16 protein-coding genes and 1 tRNA gene are annotated in these 19173 nt (G+C 72.0%); 5 read left to right on the top strand and 12 right to left on the bottom strand.

The genetic code is table 11. From position 1 onward, the window contains the following. Positions 1 to 135: 135 nt before the first annotated feature. Entirely contained in the window at positions 136 to 1653 is a 1518-nt protein-coding gene (locus FHU30_RS00225; protein WP_253869859.1) for a S53 family peptidase, read from the bottom strand. Positions 1654 to 1994: 341 nt separating this feature from the next. On the opposite strand from FHU30_RS00225, the gene FHU30_RS00220 reads away from it, so the two are divergent. Continuing rightward, positions 1995 to 3113, top strand: a complete 1119-nt coding sequence (locus FHU30_RS00220) for a serine hydrolase domain-containing protein (RefSeq protein WP_253869856.1) — start codon at positions 1995 to 1997, stop codon at positions 3111 to 3113. A 125-nt stretch (positions 3114 to 3238) separates the two neighbouring features. On the opposite strand, the gene FHU30_RS00215 is transcribed toward FHU30_RS00220, so the two are convergent. Beyond that, positions 3239 to 3820, bottom strand: a complete 582-nt coding sequence (locus FHU30_RS00215) for a hypothetical protein (RefSeq protein ID WP_253869853.1) — start codon at positions 3818 to 3820, stop codon at positions 3239 to 3241. 229 nt (positions 3821 to 4049) lie between these two features. On the opposite strand from FHU30_RS00215, the gene FHU30_RS00210 reads away from it, so the two are divergent. Further along, a complete protein-coding gene (locus FHU30_RS00210) occupies positions 4050 to 5252 on the top strand; it encodes a S53 family peptidase (RefSeq protein WP_253869850.1) in 1203 nt (400 codons plus the stop codon). A gap of 159 nt (positions 5253 to 5411) precedes the next feature. Here FHU30_RS00210 and FHU30_RS00205 read toward each other — a convergent pair whose 3' ends face one another. The 7 genes from FHU30_RS00205 to FHU30_RS00175 all read right to left on the bottom strand — a co-directional run bounded on the left by FHU30_RS00205 (position 5412) and on the right by FHU30_RS00175 (position 11542). Further along, a complete protein-coding gene (locus FHU30_RS00205) occupies positions 5412 to 5873 on the bottom strand; it encodes a Clp protease N-terminal domain-containing protein (protein ID WP_253869847.1) in 462 nt (153 codons plus the stop codon). Beyond that, positions 5873 to 6103, bottom strand: coding sequence for a winged helix-turn-helix domain-containing protein (locus FHU30_RS00200; protein ID WP_253869844.1), 231 nt, complete (start codon positions 6101 to 6103; stop codon positions 5873 to 5875). Before FHU30_RS00200 ends, FHU30_RS00205 begins: the two co-directional genes overlap by 1 nt. Before the next feature lie 115 nt (positions 6104 to 6218). Beyond that, complete coding sequence (locus tag FHU30_RS00195) at positions 6219 to 6983, bottom strand: glucose 1-dehydrogenase (protein ID WP_253869841.1); 765 nt, start codon at positions 6981 to 6983, stop codon at positions 6219 to 6221. A 158-nt stretch (positions 6984 to 7141) separates the two neighbouring features. Then, a complete protein-coding gene (locus tag FHU30_RS00190; RefSeq protein ID WP_253869838.1) occupies positions 7142 to 7750 on the bottom strand; it encodes a GTP-binding protein in 609 nt (202 codons plus the stop codon). Next, complete coding sequence (locus FHU30_RS00185) at positions 7731 to 8099, bottom strand: DUF742 domain-containing protein (RefSeq protein WP_253869836.1); 369 nt, start codon at positions 8097 to 8099, stop codon at positions 7731 to 7733. Before FHU30_RS00185 ends, FHU30_RS00190 begins: the two co-directional genes overlap by 20 nt. 6 nt (positions 8100 to 8105) lie before the next feature. Further along, positions 8106 to 8525, bottom strand: coding sequence for a roadblock/LC7 domain-containing protein (locus FHU30_RS00180; protein ID WP_253869834.1), 420 nt, complete (start codon positions 8523 to 8525; stop codon positions 8106 to 8108). Beyond that, positions 8522 to 11542 carry a sensor histidine kinase gene (locus FHU30_RS00175; RefSeq protein ID WP_253869831.1) on the bottom strand — a complete coding sequence of 1007 codons (3021 nt, stop codon included), beginning with the start codon at positions 11540 to 11542 and terminating at the stop codon, positions 8522 to 8524. The genes FHU30_RS00180 and FHU30_RS00175 overlap by 4 nt, the downstream gene beginning before the upstream one ends. Positions 11543 to 11691: 149 nt before the next feature. Between FHU30_RS00175 and FHU30_RS00170 the strand changes: the two genes are divergently transcribed. Further along, on the top strand, positions 11692 to 12084 hold the full coding sequence (locus FHU30_RS00170) for a roadblock/LC7 domain-containing protein (RefSeq protein WP_253869827.1): 393 nt from the start codon (positions 11692 to 11694) through the stop codon (positions 12082 to 12084). Between the two features lie 146 nt (positions 12085 to 12230). Here FHU30_RS00170 and FHU30_RS00165 read toward each other — a convergent pair. After that, positions 12231 to 12303: transfer RNA gene (locus FHU30_RS00165), tRNA-Lys, on the bottom strand. A gap of 214 nt (positions 12304 to 12517) precedes the next feature. Further along, entirely contained in the window at positions 12518 to 13204 is a 687-nt protein-coding gene (locus tag FHU30_RS00160; RefSeq protein ID WP_253869825.1) for an LmeA family phospholipid-binding protein, read from the bottom strand. A gap of 68 nt (positions 13205 to 13272) precedes the next feature. Between FHU30_RS00160 and FHU30_RS45700 the strand changes: the two genes are divergently transcribed. Together FHU30_RS45700 and FHU30_RS00150 are read left to right on the top strand one after the other, a co-directional pair. Beyond that, the gene (locus tag FHU30_RS45700; RefSeq protein ID WP_308211128.1) at positions 13273 to 16596 is read left to right on the top strand and encodes an FHA domain-containing protein; all 3324 of its coding nucleotides are present in this window, start codon (positions 13273 to 13275) and stop codon (positions 16594 to 16596) included. A gap of 197 nt (positions 16597 to 16793) precedes the next feature. Further along, on the top strand, positions 16794 to 17231 hold the full coding sequence (locus FHU30_RS00150; RefSeq protein ID WP_253869820.1) for a hypothetical protein: 438 nt from the start codon (positions 16794 to 16796) through the stop codon (positions 17229 to 17231). Between the two features lie 244 nt (positions 17232 to 17475). Here the strand turns inward: FHU30_RS00150 and FHU30_RS00145 are convergent, their stop codons facing one another. Beyond that, positions 17476 to 19170, bottom strand: coding sequence for a bifunctional serine/threonine-protein kinase/formylglycine-generating enzyme family protein (locus tag FHU30_RS00145; RefSeq protein ID WP_253869817.1), 1695 nt, complete (start codon positions 19168 to 19170; stop codon positions 17476 to 17478). Between the last annotated feature and the right edge of the window lie 3 nt (positions 19171 to 19173).

The raw sequence follows: 19173 nt of genomic DNA, 5'->3' as shown, positions 1-19173 counted from the left end.
CCCTGACACACCCCCCTGACAATCTCCGAGTCCTACGCCACGCATGAACGGACGGCCCTGACCGTATCCGGTCAGGAAAGGGGAGGTCCCGGCGCGGAGCTGGGAGGTTCCGCGCCGGGACCGTTTAGGGGAGGGTCAGGAATGGGCCGCTAGGGCCGGGAGGAGGGCGGCGGCGTTCGGGGTGCCAAGGCCCGTGATCGGGTCCCAGCCCTGGGTCGCCGGGTAGCCCGGGATGTTCGGGTAGTCGGGGTTGGAGTTGTTGCCGGTCGTCACGTCGAAGAAGTACGCCCCGTAATTCGGGCCGTTCGACAGGTCGTAGAGCGACTGGTTGATCTGGCCGAGGCGGTGCCCGGCGATCTGGTCGGCGACCGCGACCATGCCCGCCCACTGCGGGGCGGACGAGGAGGTGCCGCCGACGACGTACCAGCCGGAGCTGCACGGGTCGCCGCTCGGGCACTTGATGCCGGTCGCGCCGGGCGCGGTGTCGCGGACGAGGACGCCGGTCGCGGAGCTGGCCTGGGCCGCGATGTCCGGGACGCCGCGCATCGAGCCGATCGGGGTCGAGCCCGCGGGCAGGGTGTTCTGGTAGGCGGGCTTGCTGAAGACGTGGCTGAAGCCGCCGCCGGCGAACGTCCAGCCGATCTCGCGCTGGCCCGGGAACCTCCCGCAGGACGCGGGCGCGCTGGTGCTGTCCACGTGCGTGCCGGTCGCGCCGTCCAGGCACAGGTAGGTGCCGCCGACGCCGGTGACCAGCGGGTCGGACGCGGGCCAGCCGACGGACGCGTACGGGATCTCGGCCGGGTTCTTCACCGGCGTCTTGAAGCCGTTCTCGCTGCCGTCGTCACCGGAGCTGGCGAGGACGGTCACGCCCTTGGCGGCCGCCGCCTTGAACGCGTGCCGCAGGTTCTCCAGGGACGCGGTGGAGTGGAACGCCTCCTCGCCGGAGCCGAAGCTCTGCGAGATCACGTCGGCCATGCCGCCGTCCACGACCTGCTGCTCCAGGTCCATGAACTGCGGGAAGCCCTGCGTGCCGAGGGTCTCCGCGGTCGGCGTGCTGACCAGCACGATGTTCGCGCCGGGCGCCATGGCGTGCGCCATGTCCACGTCGAGCGCGACCTCCAGCGCCCAGCCGTTGCTGTCCTCCTGGCCGGTGCCGTTGCTGCCCGACGGCGGCTCGGTCACCGGGCGGTCGCCGAGCTTGAGCCGGCTGAACGTCGGCATGCCCGGCTTGCAGGCGACACCCGGCATCCCGCACATCAGCGGCAGGCCGAACTGCTGGCTGTAGACCTTCAGGTCGGCCTCGGCCTGGTCGTAGCCGAACGCGTCGACGATCGCGATGGTGCGTCCGCGGCCGTCCTGGCCCTTGGCGTGCAGCGGACCGAGGTTGTAGGCGTTCTGCAGCGCCTGCGGGCCGAAGCAGCGGCGGCCGACCGACGCGCACTGCGCCTGGTCCGGCGGTGTCTCGGACGCGCCGACGTAGGCGAAGTCGGTGGCGTGCGGGCGCGGGACGGGCAGCGCGCCGCCGTCGCGGGCGGCCTGCGCGACCGGCAGCGCCGACAGCGCGGCCCCGGTGAGCGCGAGCGCCGCCAGCAGGGGGGTGGACCGGCGCCGCCCGGTCGGGGCGCTCCGGAACGCGGTGGAGAGTGGGGACAAAGGGACACACTCCGGACAGGGTGGTGCGTCCGCGCGGCGGTCGCCGTGCGGGCAGTGTCCCCGGAGCCGCTGGTGGCCCGCGCACCGCCCAGTGCGCGAGGCCGCGTGCACCGCAGATGCATCTAAGACGCTGTTGATCAGCCGGTCAAGGGGCGCGCCGCCGTCCGTTTCCGGTCAGCGGCGGCGCGGCCGGTCGCGGCTGAGGCGCCGGTAGAAGAACGTTTATGTTCGTTTGAGTGGCGCCGGGGGCTCGTCTTGTCACTTGATGTACTTGTCGTCCAATAGGTCCCGGGTCTAGCGTCCCCGTTGATCAGTCAGCGGCCCACCCCCCGGGAGCTGCCATGCGCCGCCGCAGGATGCTGTCCCTCGCCACCGCCTCCGCCCTGACCGCCGCCGTGCTGGCGGTGCCGTCCGCGGCGCGCGCCGACACCGCGCCGCCGGGCCCGCCCGCCGTCCCGGACATCATGTCGATGCTGCCGGGGTTCGACCCGCTCAAGCCGTCCAGCGACCCGGTCAAGCTCGACGACGCGCAGCGCGACCTGCACGTCACCTACCAGTCGGGCGGGCAGACCAAGACGCTGAACGACTACCTGACCTCGTCCGGCACGCAGGGCTTCCTGGTGCTGGACGGCAGCAAGATCGTGACCGAGTGGTACGCGCCCGGCTACGGCAAGGACAGCCGCTTCCAGTCCTGGTCGATGGCCAAGTCGTTCACCGGTGACGCGGTCGGCATCGCGCTCTCCGAGGGCAAGATCCACTCGCTGGACGACACCGTCGGCCAGTACGTCCCGGAGCTGGCGAGCACCGACTACGGCAAGGTCACGCTCTACAACATGCTGCGGATGTCGTCCGGTATCGACTGGAACGAGACGACCGACGACATCTTCATGCACCCGGCGTTCAGCCTCGGCCTGTCCACGCCCGTCCAGTGGGCCGCGGGACGGCACACCGGCTGGCCGCAGGGCAGCAAGTTCAACTACACGAGCCTGAACAGCGCCGTCCTCGCCCAGGTCGTCGCGAACGCCTACGGCATTCCGTTCTCCAAGTTCCTCCAGGACCGGATCTGGGGCCCGACCGGCATGGCCGACACCGACTACGTCGGCACCGACTCGCACGGGCACGCGCTCGGCTACTGCTGCATCTACTCCACCGACCGCGACTTCGCCCGCTTCGGCAAGATGATGCTGGACGGCGGCCAGGTCGCGGGGCGGACGGTCGTCCCGGCGTCCTGGGTGGACGCGGTGCACAAGCCGTCCGGCGTCAGCCCGGTCTACGGCCTGCACTGGTGGATCGACGGCAACGACGGCTACTACGCGAGCGGGCTCGGCGGCCAGCTCATCTACGTCGACCCGGCGCGCAAGGTCGTCATCGTCCGCTCGACGCTGTACTCGGTGAACGACGGCGACACGCTCCCGGCCTTCCACGCCGTCGCCAAGGCCGTCGCCGACCAGCGCGGCTGACCCCCTCGCCCGGGCCGCGCTCCCGGCGGCCCGGCGGCTGACTCGGGCCGCGCTCCCGGCGGCCCGGACGGACCGCGCTCCCGGCGGCCCGCGGGGCTCTCGATTCGCTGCGTTCGCTCCCGGCGTCAGTCGCGGCGGGAGCGCCGGTTCTCGATGGTGAAGATGCGGATCTGCCGGAACCTCGGCTCCGGGCCGATCCGGCCCTCCCGCTTCCACATGCTGTGGACGGTCTCCATCACCACCCGGCGCGCGGCGAAGAAGAGCAGCCCCGCGAGGGGCAGCTCGCCGAGCAGGGCGGTCGCCAGGCTCAGCGGGAAGTCGCGGGTCCCCCAGGACAGCATCGTGTCGAACCAGGCGTCGCAGATCAGCAGCGTCCCGCAGACGATCTGGCCGAACACGACGACCTGGAGCCGGCGGAACCCGGCCAGGGCCGTCGCGCCGATCGCGAGGGTCAGCGCGATGTCGAAGCCGATCCAGGCGAGCCGCCACTGGCCCGCCTCGTAGTGCGCGGGGAGCGTGTAGGCGAGCATCACCGTCCAGGGGACGAGCCAGACGCAGCAGGCGACGAGCAGGGCGAGCGCGAAGCGGCGGCGCAGCCGGAACCCCGGCATCGCGAGGGGGTCGTCGTCGGCGAGCCGGATCAGCTCCCGCAGCAGCTCGGCGCGTTCCTCGGGGGGCAGGCGGCGCAGGTCGTCGAGGGTGGACACCCGAACATGCTGCCCCTTCCGCGGCAAGAGGGGAATCCCTAGCGGTTGCTCAAGCGTGCAAGTTTGGCGGCTTGCCACACCCGGCCGGACGCGGCGCTGGCGACCTGTGACAGAAGTGATTAAAGGTGCGTTTCCCGGCTATTCGCGCACCGTCCCCGCATGTGATCCTCCAGGGCGGCACGCCATCCACGCGCGCCGCCCTTGTCCCCCCGCTTCCCAAGGAGAGCCCATGCGGCGACCCCCCATGCGGACCACCATGGCCGGAATGATCCTGGCCGCGGCGTCCGTGCTCGGCACCCCGTTCGGAACGGCGTCGGCGAGCCCCGCGATCCCGGCCGCCCCCGCCGGCACGCACCACGCGTGCGCGAACGCGACCGCCGGCAAGGCGCACTGCAACGCGATCGTGCGCAACGACGTCGCGGTGTCGAGCAAGACCCTCAAGGCCGCCGCCGCGGCCCCGAGCGGCCTGAGCCCCGCCAACCTGCAGGCGGCCTACAAGCTGCCGTCCGGCACGGCGGGCTCCGGCCAGACCGTCGCGATCGTCGACGCCTACGACGACCCGACGGCCGAGGCCGACATGAACGTCTACCGCCAGCAGTACGGGCTGCCCGCCTGCACCACGGCCAACGGCTGCTTCAAGAAGGTGAACCAGACCGGCGGCACCAGCTACCCGCGCGTCGACGGCGGCTGGGCGCAGGAGATCTCGCTCGACCTCGACATGGTCTCCGCGGCCTGCCCGAACTGCAAGATCGTCCTGGTCGAGGCCAAGACCCCGTCGTTCGCCAACCTCGGCACCGCCGAGAACACGGCCGCCAAGCTGGCGCACGTGGTGAGCAACAGCTACGGCGGCTCGGACGCCTCGGACTCCTCCTACGGCAAGTACTACAACCACCCGGGCGTCGCGATCACCGTCAGCTCCGGTGACGGCGGCTACGGCGTCGAGTACCCGGCCTCGTCCCACTACGTGACCGCGGTCGGCGGCACCTCGCTGCGGACGGCGAGCAACACCCGCGGCTGGACCGAGAGCGCCTGGAACGGCGCGGGCAGCGGCTGCTCGTCCCTCAACACCGCGCTGTCCGGCCAGGCCGGCGCGAGCACGGGCTGCTCCAAGCGCGCCGTCGCGGACGTCTCCGCCGTCGCCGACCCGGCGACCGGCGTGGCCGTCTACGACAGCACCGCCTACCAGGGCCAGAGCGGCTGGATGGTCTTCGGCGGCACCAGCGCGTCCGCCCCGCTCATCGCGGCCGTCTACGCCCTCGCGGGCAACGCGTCCTCGGTGGACAACAACTACCCGTACAGCCACAAGACGTCCCTGTTCGACGTCACCACCGGCAGCAACGGCTCGTGCTCGCCGTCGCAGCTGTGCACCGCCCGCACCGGCTGGGACGGCCCGACCGGCCTCGGCACCCCGAACGGCACCGGCGCCTTCTGATCACCTGATGTGAACACCTGAACGCCTGACCGCGCGAGGCGGTCGGACCCTACACCCCGCAGGGCCCGACCGCCTCGCGTCGGCGTCTTGCAGCAGCGCTCGTGTCGGCGTCTTACAGCGCTCGTGTCGGCGTCTTGCAGCAGCGCTCGTGTCGGCGCCTTACAGGAGTGCCCGCGTTCGCGTTCTCAGGTCATCGACGTCCACTTCGGCGAGCTTGAGCGCCCTCGGAACGGTTCCGACCTTCAGCCCCAGAATCCCGAGCAGGATGTGGGGCGCGCGCAGGTCCTTCTTCCGCGCCGTCGCCATCGCCTGCTCCATGACGCGCCGTCCCGACTCCCCGATGTCGGACGGCATCCGTCCCGCCTCGCGAGGCCGCAACACCTCGTCATCGAGGCCCGAAACCCCGGCCGTCTTGAGGCCGTGCTCGAACTCCCGCTGGAGCGCGTCCTGGACGCCCTGGTGGTCCAGGCCCGCGGCATCGAGCAGCCCGCGCACCTCGCCGCCCTCGGGTCCGCCCGCGAGGGCCAGCAGCAGATGCTCGGCCTCGGTCAGCCGCGCCCCGGCCCGCCGAGCCTCCTCGGACGCCCGCACGAGCAGCGCGTCCACGTACACCCGGCCCATCACTTCCTCCTCCGCAACTGCACCCCGGCCTCGATGAGCCGCTTCACGTGCTTCTTGTGCACGGCCTGCCGGGTCACCCCGAGCGCCTGCGCCACGTCCGACCAGCTCCAGCCGGCGCGCATGGCCTTCTCGACTGCCGCGTCCTCCAGCCGGTCGGCGAGCCTCCGCATGGCGACCACCGCCGCCAGCTCCTCGCCCGGATCCTGCGCCGAGCCATCCTCCCTGCCCATATAAGCAACCTAGGTTGCTTGCCGCCATTTGTCAACTGAGGTTGCTTAAAGGGAGGGCAAGCGGGAAGGCCCCCCGCGGCCGGAGCCGCGAGGGGCCTTCCGGTCGGTGTCCGGGTCAGGCGGCGGACATGCCGGCGTCGATGGCGATGGACTGGCCGGTGATGTGCTTCGACTCGTCCGAGCAGAGGAAGGCGAAGGTCTCGGCGACGTCCTCCGGGTCCATGAGGACGCCGGACGGGTGCAGCGCGGCGGCCTGCTCCTCGGTGAACATGCCGCCCTGGATCGCCGCGTCCAGCAGGGCGGTGCGGACGACGCCGGGGCAGACCGCGTTCACGCGGATGCCCTGCCGGACGTACTCGATCGCGGCCGTGCGGGTCATCGCGATCACACCGCCCTTGGTCGCGGAGTAGTCCGAGATGCCGAGCGGCAGCCCGACCAGGCCCGCGACGGACGCCATGTTGGCGATCGTGCCGCCGCCCTGCGCGAGCATCTGCCGGATCTCGTACTTCATGGACAGCCAGACGCCCTTGAGGTTCACCGCGACCAGCTTGTCCCAGGCGTCCTCGGTGACCTCGTGCAGGGCCGAGCCCTGCTCCTCGATGCCCGCGTTGTTCACGGCGGCGTCGAGGCGTCCGTAGGCGGCGACGGTCGCGGCGACGGCGGCCTCGACGTCCGCGCCGGAGGTCACGTCCGCGCGGACGAACAGCGCCTCGCCGCCGTCCTTCCCGATCTGGGCCGCGGTCTCGCGCCCGGCCTCCTCGTTGATGTCGGCGATCACGACGCGCGCGCCGTACCCGGCGAACACGCGGGCCGTCGCCGCGCCGATGCCCTGCGAGGCTCCGGTGATGAGGACGGCCTTGCCTGCGAGCTTTCCGCTCACGCTTGTCTCCTTCTCGGCGGGGATGTTGCGGGGTCAGGGAAACGGCACCGCGGAACGGCGCTGCCGTTTGGCTGCGGCGGTGGCGGCGGCGTCCGGCCAGGCGGTGTCCGAGGGCAGCGGAAGGCACCGGACCGGGCGGTTTCGGGCGGAGGCGCGGATCAGCCCCCGGCTGCGGCGGCGGTCGTGCGGGCCAGGACGTGCTCGACCATGCCGATCAGCACCTGCTTGGCGGACTCGCGGCTGCGCACGTCGCACATCACCAGGGGGACGTCCGGATCGAGGTCCAGCGCGATCCGGACGTCCGCCGGGTCCTTGCGCTCGGCGCCGTCGAAGCAGTTCACCGCGACGAGGAACGGCGTGCCGCGGTCCTCGAAGTAGTCGACGGCGGCGAAGCAGTCGGCGAGGCGGCGGACGTCGGCGAGCACCACGGCGCCGACCGCGCCGACCGCCAGCTCGTCCCACATGAACCAGAACCGCTGCTGGCCGGGCGTCCCGAACAGGTACAGGACGAGGCCGTCGCCCATCGTGATCCGGCCGAAGTCCATGGCCACGGTCGTGCTGGTCTTGCCCGCGACGCCGGTCGTGTCGTCCACGCCGGTGCCGCGCTCGCTGAGCAGCTCCTCGGTCCGCAGCGGGCGGATCTCGCTGATCGCGCCCACCATCGTGGTCTTGCCGACGCCGAACCCGCCCGCGACGAGGATCTTCGCCGCGATCGGCGGGCCGCCCGCGGGCCTCCGGACGGCGGTGTCAGAGTGCGCGTAGTCCATGCAGCAGCTTCCTTAGTACGAGCTCGTCCGGGACGTCGCCGGTCGGGGTGGGCCGGAGCACCCTGAGCAGGTTCTCGTCGCGCAGGTCGTCCACCAGGACGCGCACCACGCCCACGGGCAGGTCGATCTCGGACGACAGGTCGGCGAAGGTGACCGGCCGCGCGCAGACCGCCAGCACCCGGCGGTGCTCGGGGTCCAGCCGGGTCCGCCGCGGGACGGGCAGCCCGGTCGCCTCCAGCAGGGAGATCAGGTCGAGGGTGTCGTCGCGCGGCCTCGTCCGCCCGCGCGTGACGGTGTACGGGCGGAAGATCGGCCCCGCGTCCTCGTCGAGCCAGCGGTCATTGCTCACCCGTGCTCACCTCACGCCGAAGCCCGAGAGCCGGGGGATGACCGGGGGACGCTCGGCGAGCCCCTCGGCGAGCTCGGCCATCGCGTACGCGACCGCGCCCGCGTCGGACTCGGCGGGGCACAGCGCCGCGAGGACGGCGTGCGGACCGGCCGGAACCATGAACACCAGCATCGAGTCCAGCTCGATGACGCTCTGCAGCACCTCGCCGCCGGAGAACCGCCGGCACGCGCCCCGCGCGAGGCCCTGCACGCCCGCGACCAGCGCCGCCAGGTGCTCGGCGTCCTCCCGGTCCAGCCCCGCGGACGACGCGACCACCAGCCCGTCGCTGGACAGCAGCACCGCGCCCCCGCCGCCGCCCGCCGCGCGCGCCACCAGGCCGTCCAGCAGGACGCGCACCTGGTCGGCGGTCATCGCCGCTTGACTCATCGTTCCACCTCGCCGTCGTTCCACCGCTCCGGCCGCCGCGGCACGGGCGGCTCCGCCCGGCCCCGGCGCCAGCCGCTCTGCATGGCGCCCATCACCGACCGGGCCCGCTCCGGCGACCGTCCACCCGTCCCCTCGGACGCGCCGGACGACGCGGGTTGCTGCTCGCCCTCGGCATTCCGCAACTCCGGAGCCAGACTCGCCCGCCGCACCCGCCGAGGCATCCCCGCATGCATCCCACCCACATGCGCCCCCGACCCCCGCACATCCGAACCGTGCACGTCCGAGGCATTCGCTCCCGAGGCATTCGCACCCGAGCCATGCGCACCCGAGCCATGCGCACCCGAGCCATGGGCGCCCGACGCCTGGGCATCCGAGGCGTGCGCTCCCGAACTGTGTGCACCCGAGCTGTGCGCGTCCGAGATGTACGCGCCTGACGCGTGTGCGCCGGAAGCGTGTGCGCCTGGTGCCTGCGCGCCCGAGGTGTGCGCGTCCGAGGTGTGCGCGTCCGAGGCGTGCGCGTCCGAGATGTGTGCGCCTGAAGCGTGCGCGCCCGACGCGTGTGCGCCTGGTGCTTGGGCGCGTGAGGTGTGCGCGTCTGGGGTGTGGGCTCCGGGCGGGTGGGGCGCTTCGGAGCCGTCGCCCCAGCCGCCGATACCGCCCGTCCGATGAGCGTCCGAAGACGGAGCCGCGTGCGCGCCGCCGCCGGACATCCTGGGCGCGGCACTGTCCGTCCCGCGCTCGATTCCGGACGGTCCGGCAGACGCCCTGGACGCGCCACCGACCACGGACGGCCCATGCGGGAAAGCGGACGCACTCCCGACCGGCATGGCGACAGGCCCCGAACCCTGCGGATCCGCACCCGCCCCAAGCGGAACGCCTCCGGAGGACGGCGCGCCCCCAGAGTTTCCATACGGCGCGCCCCCGGACGGTGCCTGCGGCGCGTTTCCGGAAGTTCCGTGCGGCGCGCTTCCGGACGGTGCAAACGGCGCGCTCCCCGGCGTCCCATACGAGGCTGGGTCGCTCGTCATCTGCGCGTCCGCGCCAACGGGCATGGGCGCGGCGTCCGAGTCGTCCTCGGGGGCGCCTTCCGGGGGTTCGGGCTGGTTGATGCGGTCGGCGGAGACGACGATCGAGTGCGGGAGCAGCACGATCGCCTTCAGGCCGCCGTACGAGTTCGGCTCCAGGACGACCCGGATGCCGTGCCGGTGCGCCAGCGTCCCGACGACGAGCAGGCCGAGCTGCTCGCCGCCGGACAGGTCGAACTCCGGCTCGCGGCCGAGCCGCTCGTTGAGCGCGGCGAGCTTGTCCGGGGTGACGCCGAGGCCGCGGTCCTGGATCTCCACGACGAAGCCGCGCCCGACCATGCCCGCGTCCACCTCGACCGGGGTGTTCGGCGGCGAGAAGGTGACCGCGTTCTCGATCAGCTCGGCCAGCAGGTGGACGACGTCGGCCGCGGCCGCGCCGTCGATGCCCTCCTCGGCGTTGGAGACGACCTCGACGCGCGCGTAGTCCTCGATCTCGCCGATCGCGCCGCGCAGCGCGTCCAGGATGCCGACCGGACGCCGCCAGCCGCGGCCCGGCGTGGCCCCGGACAGGATGATCAGACCCTCCGCGTGCCGCCGCATCCGGGTGGTGAGGTGGTCGATCGCGAACAGGTCGGCGAGGTCGTCGGGGTCGGCGGCCTTGCGCTCCAGGGTGTCCAGCATGGACAGCTGGCGGTGCAGCAGCGACTGGTTGCGGCGGGCGAGGTTCTGGAACACGCCGCTGACCGCCTTGCGCAGGTCCGCCTGGCCGACGGCGGCCTCGATCGCGGTGCGCTGGACGGTCGAGAACGCGTCCGCGACGCTGCCGACCTCGGCCGACCGGCCGACGACGAGCGGCGGCGCCTCGACCGAGACGTCCACCGCGTCGCCGCGCTTGAGCCGCGTCACCACGTCCGGCAGGCGCTGGTCGGCGAGATCGTGCGCGGCGCCCTGGAGGTCCCGCAGGTCGCGGACGATCCGGCGGCCGAACCGCAGCATCAGCAGCGCGGTCAGCAGCAGCGCGGCCAGGCCGACGGCGCCGATCAGGGCGAGCCGCAGCAGCGTGTCGTCGGACGTCTTCTTGGCGTCGGCGGCCAGCGTGACGCGGGACTTGCCGAGCGCGCCGTCCATCTGCTGGAGGTAGCCGCCGACCGCGCCCTGCCAGGTCGCCGGCGCCAGCTTCAGCTTCGACGACGACGGGACGGCGAGGATCCTGTTCTCCACGGCCGCGAAGTTCCGGGCCGCGGCCGACCCGAGCGCCGCCTTGTAGGGCGCGCCGTTGGCCTCGTTGAACTCCGACAGGCTGGACGTCTCCAGGTAGCGGCGCTCGAACACCAGCTGCGCGATCGCGGTGCGCTCGTCCGCGCTCATCCGGCCGCCGCTGACCAGGACGCCGCCGACCAGCGCGGCCTCGCGCCCGGCCAGCTCCATCGCGCGGGACATGCCGGTCAGGTGGTACGCCTGCTGGTACCCGTTCTCGGCGACCAGCAGGTAGATGAACCGGAAGTGCGAGTCGAGGACGTCGTTGTAGGCGTTGAACGCCGACAGCTTGTCGAACGCGCCGGAGTCGACCTGCCCGCGGATCGTGTTGAGCCGGTTGAGCTTGTCGATCAGCGTCGCGAGCCGCTGCTTCATCAGCGGCGTCAGCGTGTTCTGGAACGAGCCGGACCGCGCGGCCCTGTTCATCTGGACGACCGTGCCGTCCATCTTCTGCCGGACGGCGTCCATGGACGCGCGCGGCAGTTTGCCGTGCGCGGCGATCCAGACCACCGACTCCTGGCGCTCCTGCGCCAGCGTGATCAGCATGGGCTGCACGGCGTTGCCGTAGATCTTGTTGGCGGTGTCGATGTGCCGCTGGTCGATCGCCTGCGCCGCGACGCTCTGCGCGGCGAACGCCCAGAGCACGACCAGGGAGACCAGCGGGATGACGAGCATGCTGTAGAGCGAGATGCGGATCGAGCGTCGACGAGAGCTCTTCACGGTGTCGTCTCTCAAGCGTCGGGGAGTATCGGGCGGGGGACGAAAACTCGGGACACCCTAGCCGCTGATTTGATCATTTGTCTGGTTTCGTGGATCTTGTTCCACCGCCGATGCGATCATGTGACAGCGTTCGGTAACCCCCGGCCCCGACGAGAGGAACCCCCGTGACGCCGCCGACCGACCGGCTCGACTGGCTGATCGACGGCCTGGTCCGCCGCGTCCCCCAGGTCACCCGCGCCGTCCTGCAGTCCGCCGACGGCATCCTGATGGGCGCCTCCGAGGGCCTGGACCGCGACGACGCCAACTACCTCTCCGCCCTCGCCGCCGGCCTCCAGAGCCTCGCCCAGGGCGCCCGCGCCCACTTCGGCGCCACCGACGTCCACCAGACCATCATCGAGATGCGCGACGCCTTCCTCTTCGTCACCGCCGCCGGCCAGGGCGCCTCCCTCACCGTCCTCAGCACCGCCGACGTCGACCCGTCCCAGATCAGCTTCGAAATGGCCGTCCTGGTCCGCCAGGTAGGCGACCATCTGACCTCAACCCCCCGAACCTCCTAGCAGGTCGGACGGCGCGGACGGACGTCGATGGGCCCGCTCGCCCCCTGCTGGGCAGCGAGCCCACCCGCCGCGAAAGGCATGTGCCAACGCCCGAAAACAAAGAAAACCGGGCACCTTCAACTGAAGATGCCCGGTTCATTGACGGGTGCGCCGTCAGGGACTTGAACCCCGAACCCGCGGATTAAGAGTCCGCTGCTCTGCCAATTGAGCTAACGGCGCGTTGTCGCCCGAGTGAGGCCTGACCTCCCCGGCAACGCCTCAACTTTAGCAGCCCCCCACCCATGCTCAGCACCCCGACCGTCCCCCTCCCCGACACCAGCCCTTAACCCCCTCCGCCACCCCTGAAGCCTGCCGCCTTGCCCGTCCCGAAGGGCCGGACGCCCATGCCCGCCGTGCCCTCACCACTCCTGGGCGGCTTCTTGAGGGAGCGGGCCTATTGGCTGAAGGTGACGTGGGTGCCGCTCACTCGGAGGAGGACGCCGGAGGCGGTCACGCTGAGGCTGTCGAAGCGCATGCCGAGGGGGAGGCCGTTGACGGGGACGGTGAAGTCGAGGTCGTCGCCCAGGTCGCTGAGGTCGAGGCCCTCGGCGGAGAGGGCCTTGACGCGGATGTTGTTGCCTTCCTTTTTCACGGAGGCGATCGCGGTCGCGTCCAGGCCGAAGGCGCCGACCTTGGCTTTGACCTTGTCCGGGCCGTCCGCCTCGAAGGAGAGGCCGCTGCCGCCCGCTTTGGCGAGGTCGCCGAAGCCGACGAAGGCGTCGCCGTTGACGTTGCCGAGGATTCCGCTCTGGTAGTCGGAATTCAGGCGGACGTCGGTGGCGCGGGCTTCGAGACGCGTCACGTTCAGCGGCCCGACCGGGATGTTCTTCGCCTTCAGCCGCACGTCGCCGAAATGCCGTTTCGCGACCTGTGTCAGGAACGGGAAGCCCTCGACGGTCACGTCCGGCTTGCTGGGGAAGCCTTCCTTCTTGATCTCGGCGGCCATCGCGTCCTCGGTCACCCAGAGGGCCACGCGGTCGGCGAGGATCGCGAGCAACACCAGCACGACGAGGACGATTCCGAGGACGAGCGGCCAGCGCCGGCGGCGCGGCCTCCTGGGCAGCCGGTCCTCACGAGTCACCGCAGCGTCCACCGGCCCCACCGCCCTGCGCCGACACCCCCGTGCGGCCCGTCGGCCGCCGGCTCGGCATGGACTCATGCAAAGCCGCCGAATCCATCCTGTCAATGGCGACTTCGACGTCTTACACTCCGGACATGACGGCGGGTCCCTCGGCCGGGTCCATGGCACCGCCGCTCCTGGTCGTCCGGACACGGGAGCGGGTACATCGGCTGCGTCCGGGCGCGACCTATCGGATCGGGCGCGATCCCGAATCCGAGATCGTCCTCACCGACGGGCGCGTGTCCTGGCGGCACGCCGTCCTCTGGTCGGGGCCGGACGGGTGGATGATCGAGGACGCGGGCAGCCGAAACGGAACCTTCCTCGACGGCCACCGCGTCCAGCGCATCCAGATCGACGGCGAACGCATCTTCCAGCTGGGCCACGCCACCGACGGCGCCCCTCTGGCCTGCTCCGCCGTCCGTCCCCCCGACCACCGCCCCGGCGTCGACCGCAACCCCAGCCAGATCATCCAGCTCCCTAACCCCCAAGCCCCACCACCTGCACCAGGCCAGGCCCCGCGCCTTCCGAGCGCCGCCCACCCCCCGCCCAACGTCCACCCCCCGAACCAGCCGCGCAGCGCACAACCCCCGCCCAACGTCCCACCCCCGCGCGACCCCGCCGCCCAGAACGCCCCCGCAAACCGACCCGCCGACCCCAGGCAGGGCCCCGCGTCCGCCCAAGGCTTGGGCGGAGGGCGGGGCCAAGCTGCTGATTACGCGCCCGGGCAGGGGGGTGACCAGGGCAGACGAGGCAGCGCGCGCGGCTCGGAGCCTGCGCAGGGCGCTGACTCTGCACAGCGCGCTGGCCACGGTCAGGCCCCCGGGCAGGGACAGGGCCCCGCCCGAGCCGGCGGCCCTGATCGGGCCCCTGGTGCAGGGGACGCGCGGGGGGCTGGACGCGGGCAGCGGGCTGGGCAAGGGCAGGGCGCTGCCCGAGCTGAAGGGCCGGGCCGGGGCCTTGGTGCAGGGGACGTGCAGGGCGCGGGACGAGGGCAGCGCCCAGGGCAGGGGCAGGGGGCCGCCCGGGCCCAAGGGGCGGACGGAGGTTTTGGTCCAGGGGGCGTGCTGGGGGCTGGGCGCGGGCAGGGGGGCGACCGAGCCGGTGGCCCGGGCGGGGGCTTTGGCGCGGGAGACGCACAGGGCGCAGGGCTGGGGCTGGGGGCTGGTCGAGATGGGGTCGCGGGGCGGGGCTTTGGGGGAGGGGACGCGCAGGGTGGGCGGTCTGTGCCGGGGGCGGAGTCTGCGCGGGGGGTTGAGTATCGGGAGGGGCGGGGGCAGGTTTGGGGTGGCCAGGGTGGGGTCGCGCAGGACGTTGGGGAGGCGCCGGCGGGTGGGCGGGGGACGCGGCTTGGTGGTTGGGCTACGGGACGGGTCGGGGGGTTCGGACGGGGGCGAGGGGCTGATCAAGGGGCTGTAGCGGCGCTGCGGATCGGGCGGGCGCCTGACAACGATGTCGTGGTTCCGGACCTGGTGGTGTCGCGGTACCACGCCGAGCTGCGGATGGCGGCGCCCGGGCGTGCTGAGATCGTGGATCTGGGGAGCCACAACGGGACGTACGTCAACGGGGAGCGGATCGACCGGGCGGTGCTGACCGAGGAGGACCTGCTCGGTGTCGGGCACGCGACGTTCCGGTTGGTGGGGACCGAGCTGCGGGAGTTCGTGGACACCGGGGACGTGTCCGTGCTCGTGCAGGAGCTCACCGTGCGGACGCCCGAGGGCAAGGTGCTGCTGGACCGGGTGGGGTTCCCGATCCCCGAGCGGTCGCTGGTCGCGGTGATCGGGCCGTCGGGCGCGGGGAAGTCCACGCTGCTCGGCGCGGTGACCGGGACGCGGCCCGCGACGGAGGGGACCGTCCGGTACGACAGCCGCGACCTGTACTCCGACTATGACGAGCTGCGGCACCGCATCGGGCTCGTCCCGCAGGAGGACATCCTGCACACGCAGCTGGCGACGCGGCAGGCGCTGCTGTTCGCGGCCGAGCTGCGGTTCCCGGGGGACACCCGGAAGGACGAGCGGGAGCGGCGGGTGGACGAGGTGATAGCCGAACTCGGCCTCACCCCGCACGCCGGGACCCGCATCGACAAGCTGTCGGGGGGCCAGCGCAAGCGCGTGTCGGTGGCGCTCGAACTGCTGACGAAGCCATCGCTCCTCTTCCTGGACGAGCCGACGTCGGGCCTCGACCCCGGCCTGGACAAGACGGTCATGGAACTGCTGAAGGACCTGGCGCACGACGGCCGGACGGTCATCGTGGTCACCCACAGCACCGAGAACCTGAACGCGTGCGACCGGCTCCTGGTGCTCGTCCCCGGCGGGCGCATGGCGTACTACGGGCCGCCGGAGGAGGGGCTGCGGCACTTCGGCGCCAAGGCGTGGGCCGAGGTGTTCCAGGCGTTCGACCGCGAGCCGGACCGCGACTGGGCGGGCGAGTTCCGCACGTCGCCGCGCTGGTCCCGGTACGTGGGGTACGGCATGGGCGGTGCCGTCGGCCCCACGGACGCCAGGCCGCCCGCTCCGCCGCCGCCCCGGCAGAGCAAGCTCGCCCAGCTCTCCACGCTGTGCCGCCGCTACCTGTCAGTGATCACCTCCGATCGGTCCTACCTGGTGCTGCTCGGCCTGATGCCGCTGATCATGGGCGGGCTGATCGCCGCGATCCCCGCCCCGAAGGGCCTGGTCGGGCCGCCCGGCACCAACGCCGACGCCGCGTCCAAGCTGATGGTGCTGATCTTCGCGTCCTGCTTCGTCGGCACCGGCAACGCCGTTCGCGAGCTGGTCAAGGAACGCACGATCTACCGCAGGGAACGCGCCGCCGGGCTGTCCGCGGGCGTCTACCTCACCTCCAAACTCCTGGTCCTCGGCCTGATCACCACCGTTCAGGCCGTCGTGCTCGTGGGCATCGGTCTGCTCGGCGTGAAGCTGCCCCCCTCCGGCACCTTCACGTCCGCGTTCGTGGAACTGGTCCTGGCGACCGCGCTGCTCGGCCTGGTCTCGATGACCCTCGGGCTGCTCGTCTCGGCGTCGGTGAACAGCTCCGAGAAGACGCTGCCGCTGCTGATCGTCCTGTCGATGGCCCAGCTCGTGCTGTGCGGGGCGCTGGTCCGGCTCGCGGGCAAGCCGGGCCTCGAACAGGTCGCCTGGCTGGCCCCCTCCCGCTGGGGCCTCGCCGCGACGGCCGCCACCGTCGACCTCGGCCACATCATCCCGTCGTCCCTGGAACCCGACCGCATCTGGCTCCCCAAGCTCGACACGTGGTCCCTGGACATGGGCATACTCGCCGGCCTCGGCGTCGTCTTCACCGTGCTGGCCTGGTGGCAGCTGGAACGCCTCCGCCCCAAACGCCGCCGCGGCCGCCTCTGACCACCCCCTTCCCCCCAAACCGTCACCTTCGCCGCCGTCCTCCTGACGCCGCTCTTCGAGAGTGGCACCCCGCGAATCGAACGCAAAGCCGAGCGGCGATCTGTGGACAACTCCCGTCACACCCCGTACAAGCTGCGGAAACGTCCGGGGAACCCGAGCGGCACGAGAATGTCGGTGCCGGATGCCAGGCTGTCCCCGTGAGCGCAGTGTTCGAGTACTTCGCGGCGGACGACGATGCGACGGCCGCGGCGGCCCTGGAGCTTCCCTCGCTGTGCGCGCTGGGGACGCTGGAGGCCAAGGGGATCGAGCCGGCCGTCCAGCTGGGGACGCTGGAGGCGCTGCTGACCGGGCGCAGCTACGACGAGGTGACGGGCGACGCCCGCCAGGCGAAGCTCGTGGCGGCCACCCCCGAGTGCGAGGCCGTCGTCGTCACCCTCTCGGACGGCCTGACCAGGGCACTCGCCGCCGGAGAGCCCGAACTGTTCGAGAAGATCGCCGAGCAGTGGGCGCAAACGGACGAGTTCGACGGCCACAGCGACACCGAAGCGCTCGCCGTGTTCCTTGAGGACTTCTGCGCCCTCGCCCGCCAGGCCCTCCAATGCCGCCGCCGCCTCTACTGCCGCTGCGTCGTCTGAGGAACGCAGAGATCAGTCCGACGGCCGTCCCGACCAAGTCCGACGACCGCCCCGACCGCCCCGAAGACCGTCCTGATCGGCCCGAAGACCGTCCTGATCAGCCCGACGACCGTCCCGACCTAGTTCGACGACCGTCCCGATCAGTCCGACGGCTGTCGCGATCGTGAAGGGCGTGCCGCAGTGGTCCCCGTCAGGGCGGTTCCGCGGTCGATCGCGTTCAGGAGGGTTCCGCGGTCGATCGTGTTCAGGGCGGCCCTGCTTCCTCGTTCTCCTCGATCAGCCGCTCGTCGTAGATCGGGTCGGCCGCGCACCGGAACCCGATGGACGGGCCCTGGTAGTCCATCTCCGCGGGCCGGACGATGGAGACCATGCCGCACAGCGCACCCGGATCGCTCCACCCGCCTCCGCAGACCTTCCGCATGTCGGGGTGGCCGCGCAGCGCCGCCCGCGGATCGGAGACCCATTCGCCGACGTTGCCCGCCATGTCCGCGATGCCGAACGGCGACCGCCCGTCGAAGTCTCCTGAGACGAAGGCCCGGACGGGGCTGGTCTCGCGGAACTGGCGCCCGAGGAACATGTTGTGGTTGCAGCGGTCCGGCTGCCACACGTCCCCCCAGGGGTAGGCGCGGTCATCCTGGTCCCCGCGCGCCGCCTTCTCCCACTCCAGCGGGGTCGGCAAGCGCTTACCCGCCCACAGGGCGTAGCAGAGCGCGTCCCTCCAGGTGACGTTCACCACGGGATGGTCCGGCAGCCCGCGGGCGCCGGCTTCCAGCCCCTTGGGCATCGGGTAGTCCGTCGCCTTGACGAACTCGGCGTACTGCTCGTTGGTGACGGGCGTCTCGTCGATGTCGAAGGTGGGGAGGTGCATCTTGCGCGGTGGGTCGTTCTCGGGGGAGAGCCAGTCGGGTTCCTGGACCTCCCCCTGCGGCCGCACCAGGTTCACCGCGGTCGTCACCTGGTTGGGCGAGAGGCCGTGGTGGAAGACCCCCGTCGGGATGCGGCGCATGCCCGCGAGCTCCGGACGCGCGACCCGCTCCCGCATGCGCTCGCCGCAGACCGGGCAGCGGGCGTCCCGCACGGCGGACCGGTACTCGCAGACCCGGCAGAACGGCAGCTCGTTCTCCCTGTCGGCCACTTCCACCGCCAGCTCGGGGGCGGACAGCGCCGCGACGACCTGGGCGGCCGAAGGACGTGCCTCCGCGCTCCCGTCCAGCATCCCGACCAGGAGGTCCACCAGGGTGGCCGGAGGAACCGGGAGCAGCGCGGTCAGCCTCGCCCGCAGCGCGTCCGGCTGCGCGGTCTCGCGCGGGTAGCCGCCGGTCAGGCACTCGAAGAGGATCACTCCCAGCGCGTACACGTCGTCCGCGGGGTCGTCCAGCCGGTTGTCGACCTGCCGCTGCGGAGACATGTAGGCGGCCACCCGGGTCGGGATCCCGGCCTCGTCATGCGCCTTGGAAAGCCCCCAGTCGATCAGGCGGATCTCGTTCCCGCGGGTGAGCAGGATGTTGCTCGGTTTGATGTCGCGGTGCCGGACGTCGCGGGCGTGCGCGAACTCGATCGCCGTCGCCAGCTGGAGGCCCATCCGCAGTGACTGGCACAGGGACTGCCGCCGGCCGCCGCCGATCAGCTCGTGCAGGGGCGGGCCGTCCACGTAGTCCATGTAGAGGACGGGCCCGAGGTCCTCCAGCCGGATCATCGCCTGGACGGCCAGCGCCGTGTAGGGAGCACCCCAGAGCTGGTTCGCCGCCACGCGGCACTCCTGGAAGAACGCCTCGGAGACCGATTCGCCCACGTGCTGGAGCACCTCGTCCCGGATGCGCTTGAGCACCTTGTGCCCGCCGAAGGCGTCCTGGAGGACGCCGACCTCGCCGAAGCCGCCGTGGTGGATCCGGATGACCGTTTCGCCAGTGGGCAGCTCCCTGCCGACGGAGAGTCCCATGAG

It is taken from the genome of Actinomadura rupiterrae, from assembly GCF_024172125.1.
In the GTDB taxonomy this organism is placed as follows: Bacteria; Actinomycetota; Actinomycetes; order Streptosporangiales; family Streptosporangiaceae; genus Spirillospora; species Spirillospora rupiterrae.
This window is presented reverse-complemented; position numbering and strand designations above follow the sequence as displayed.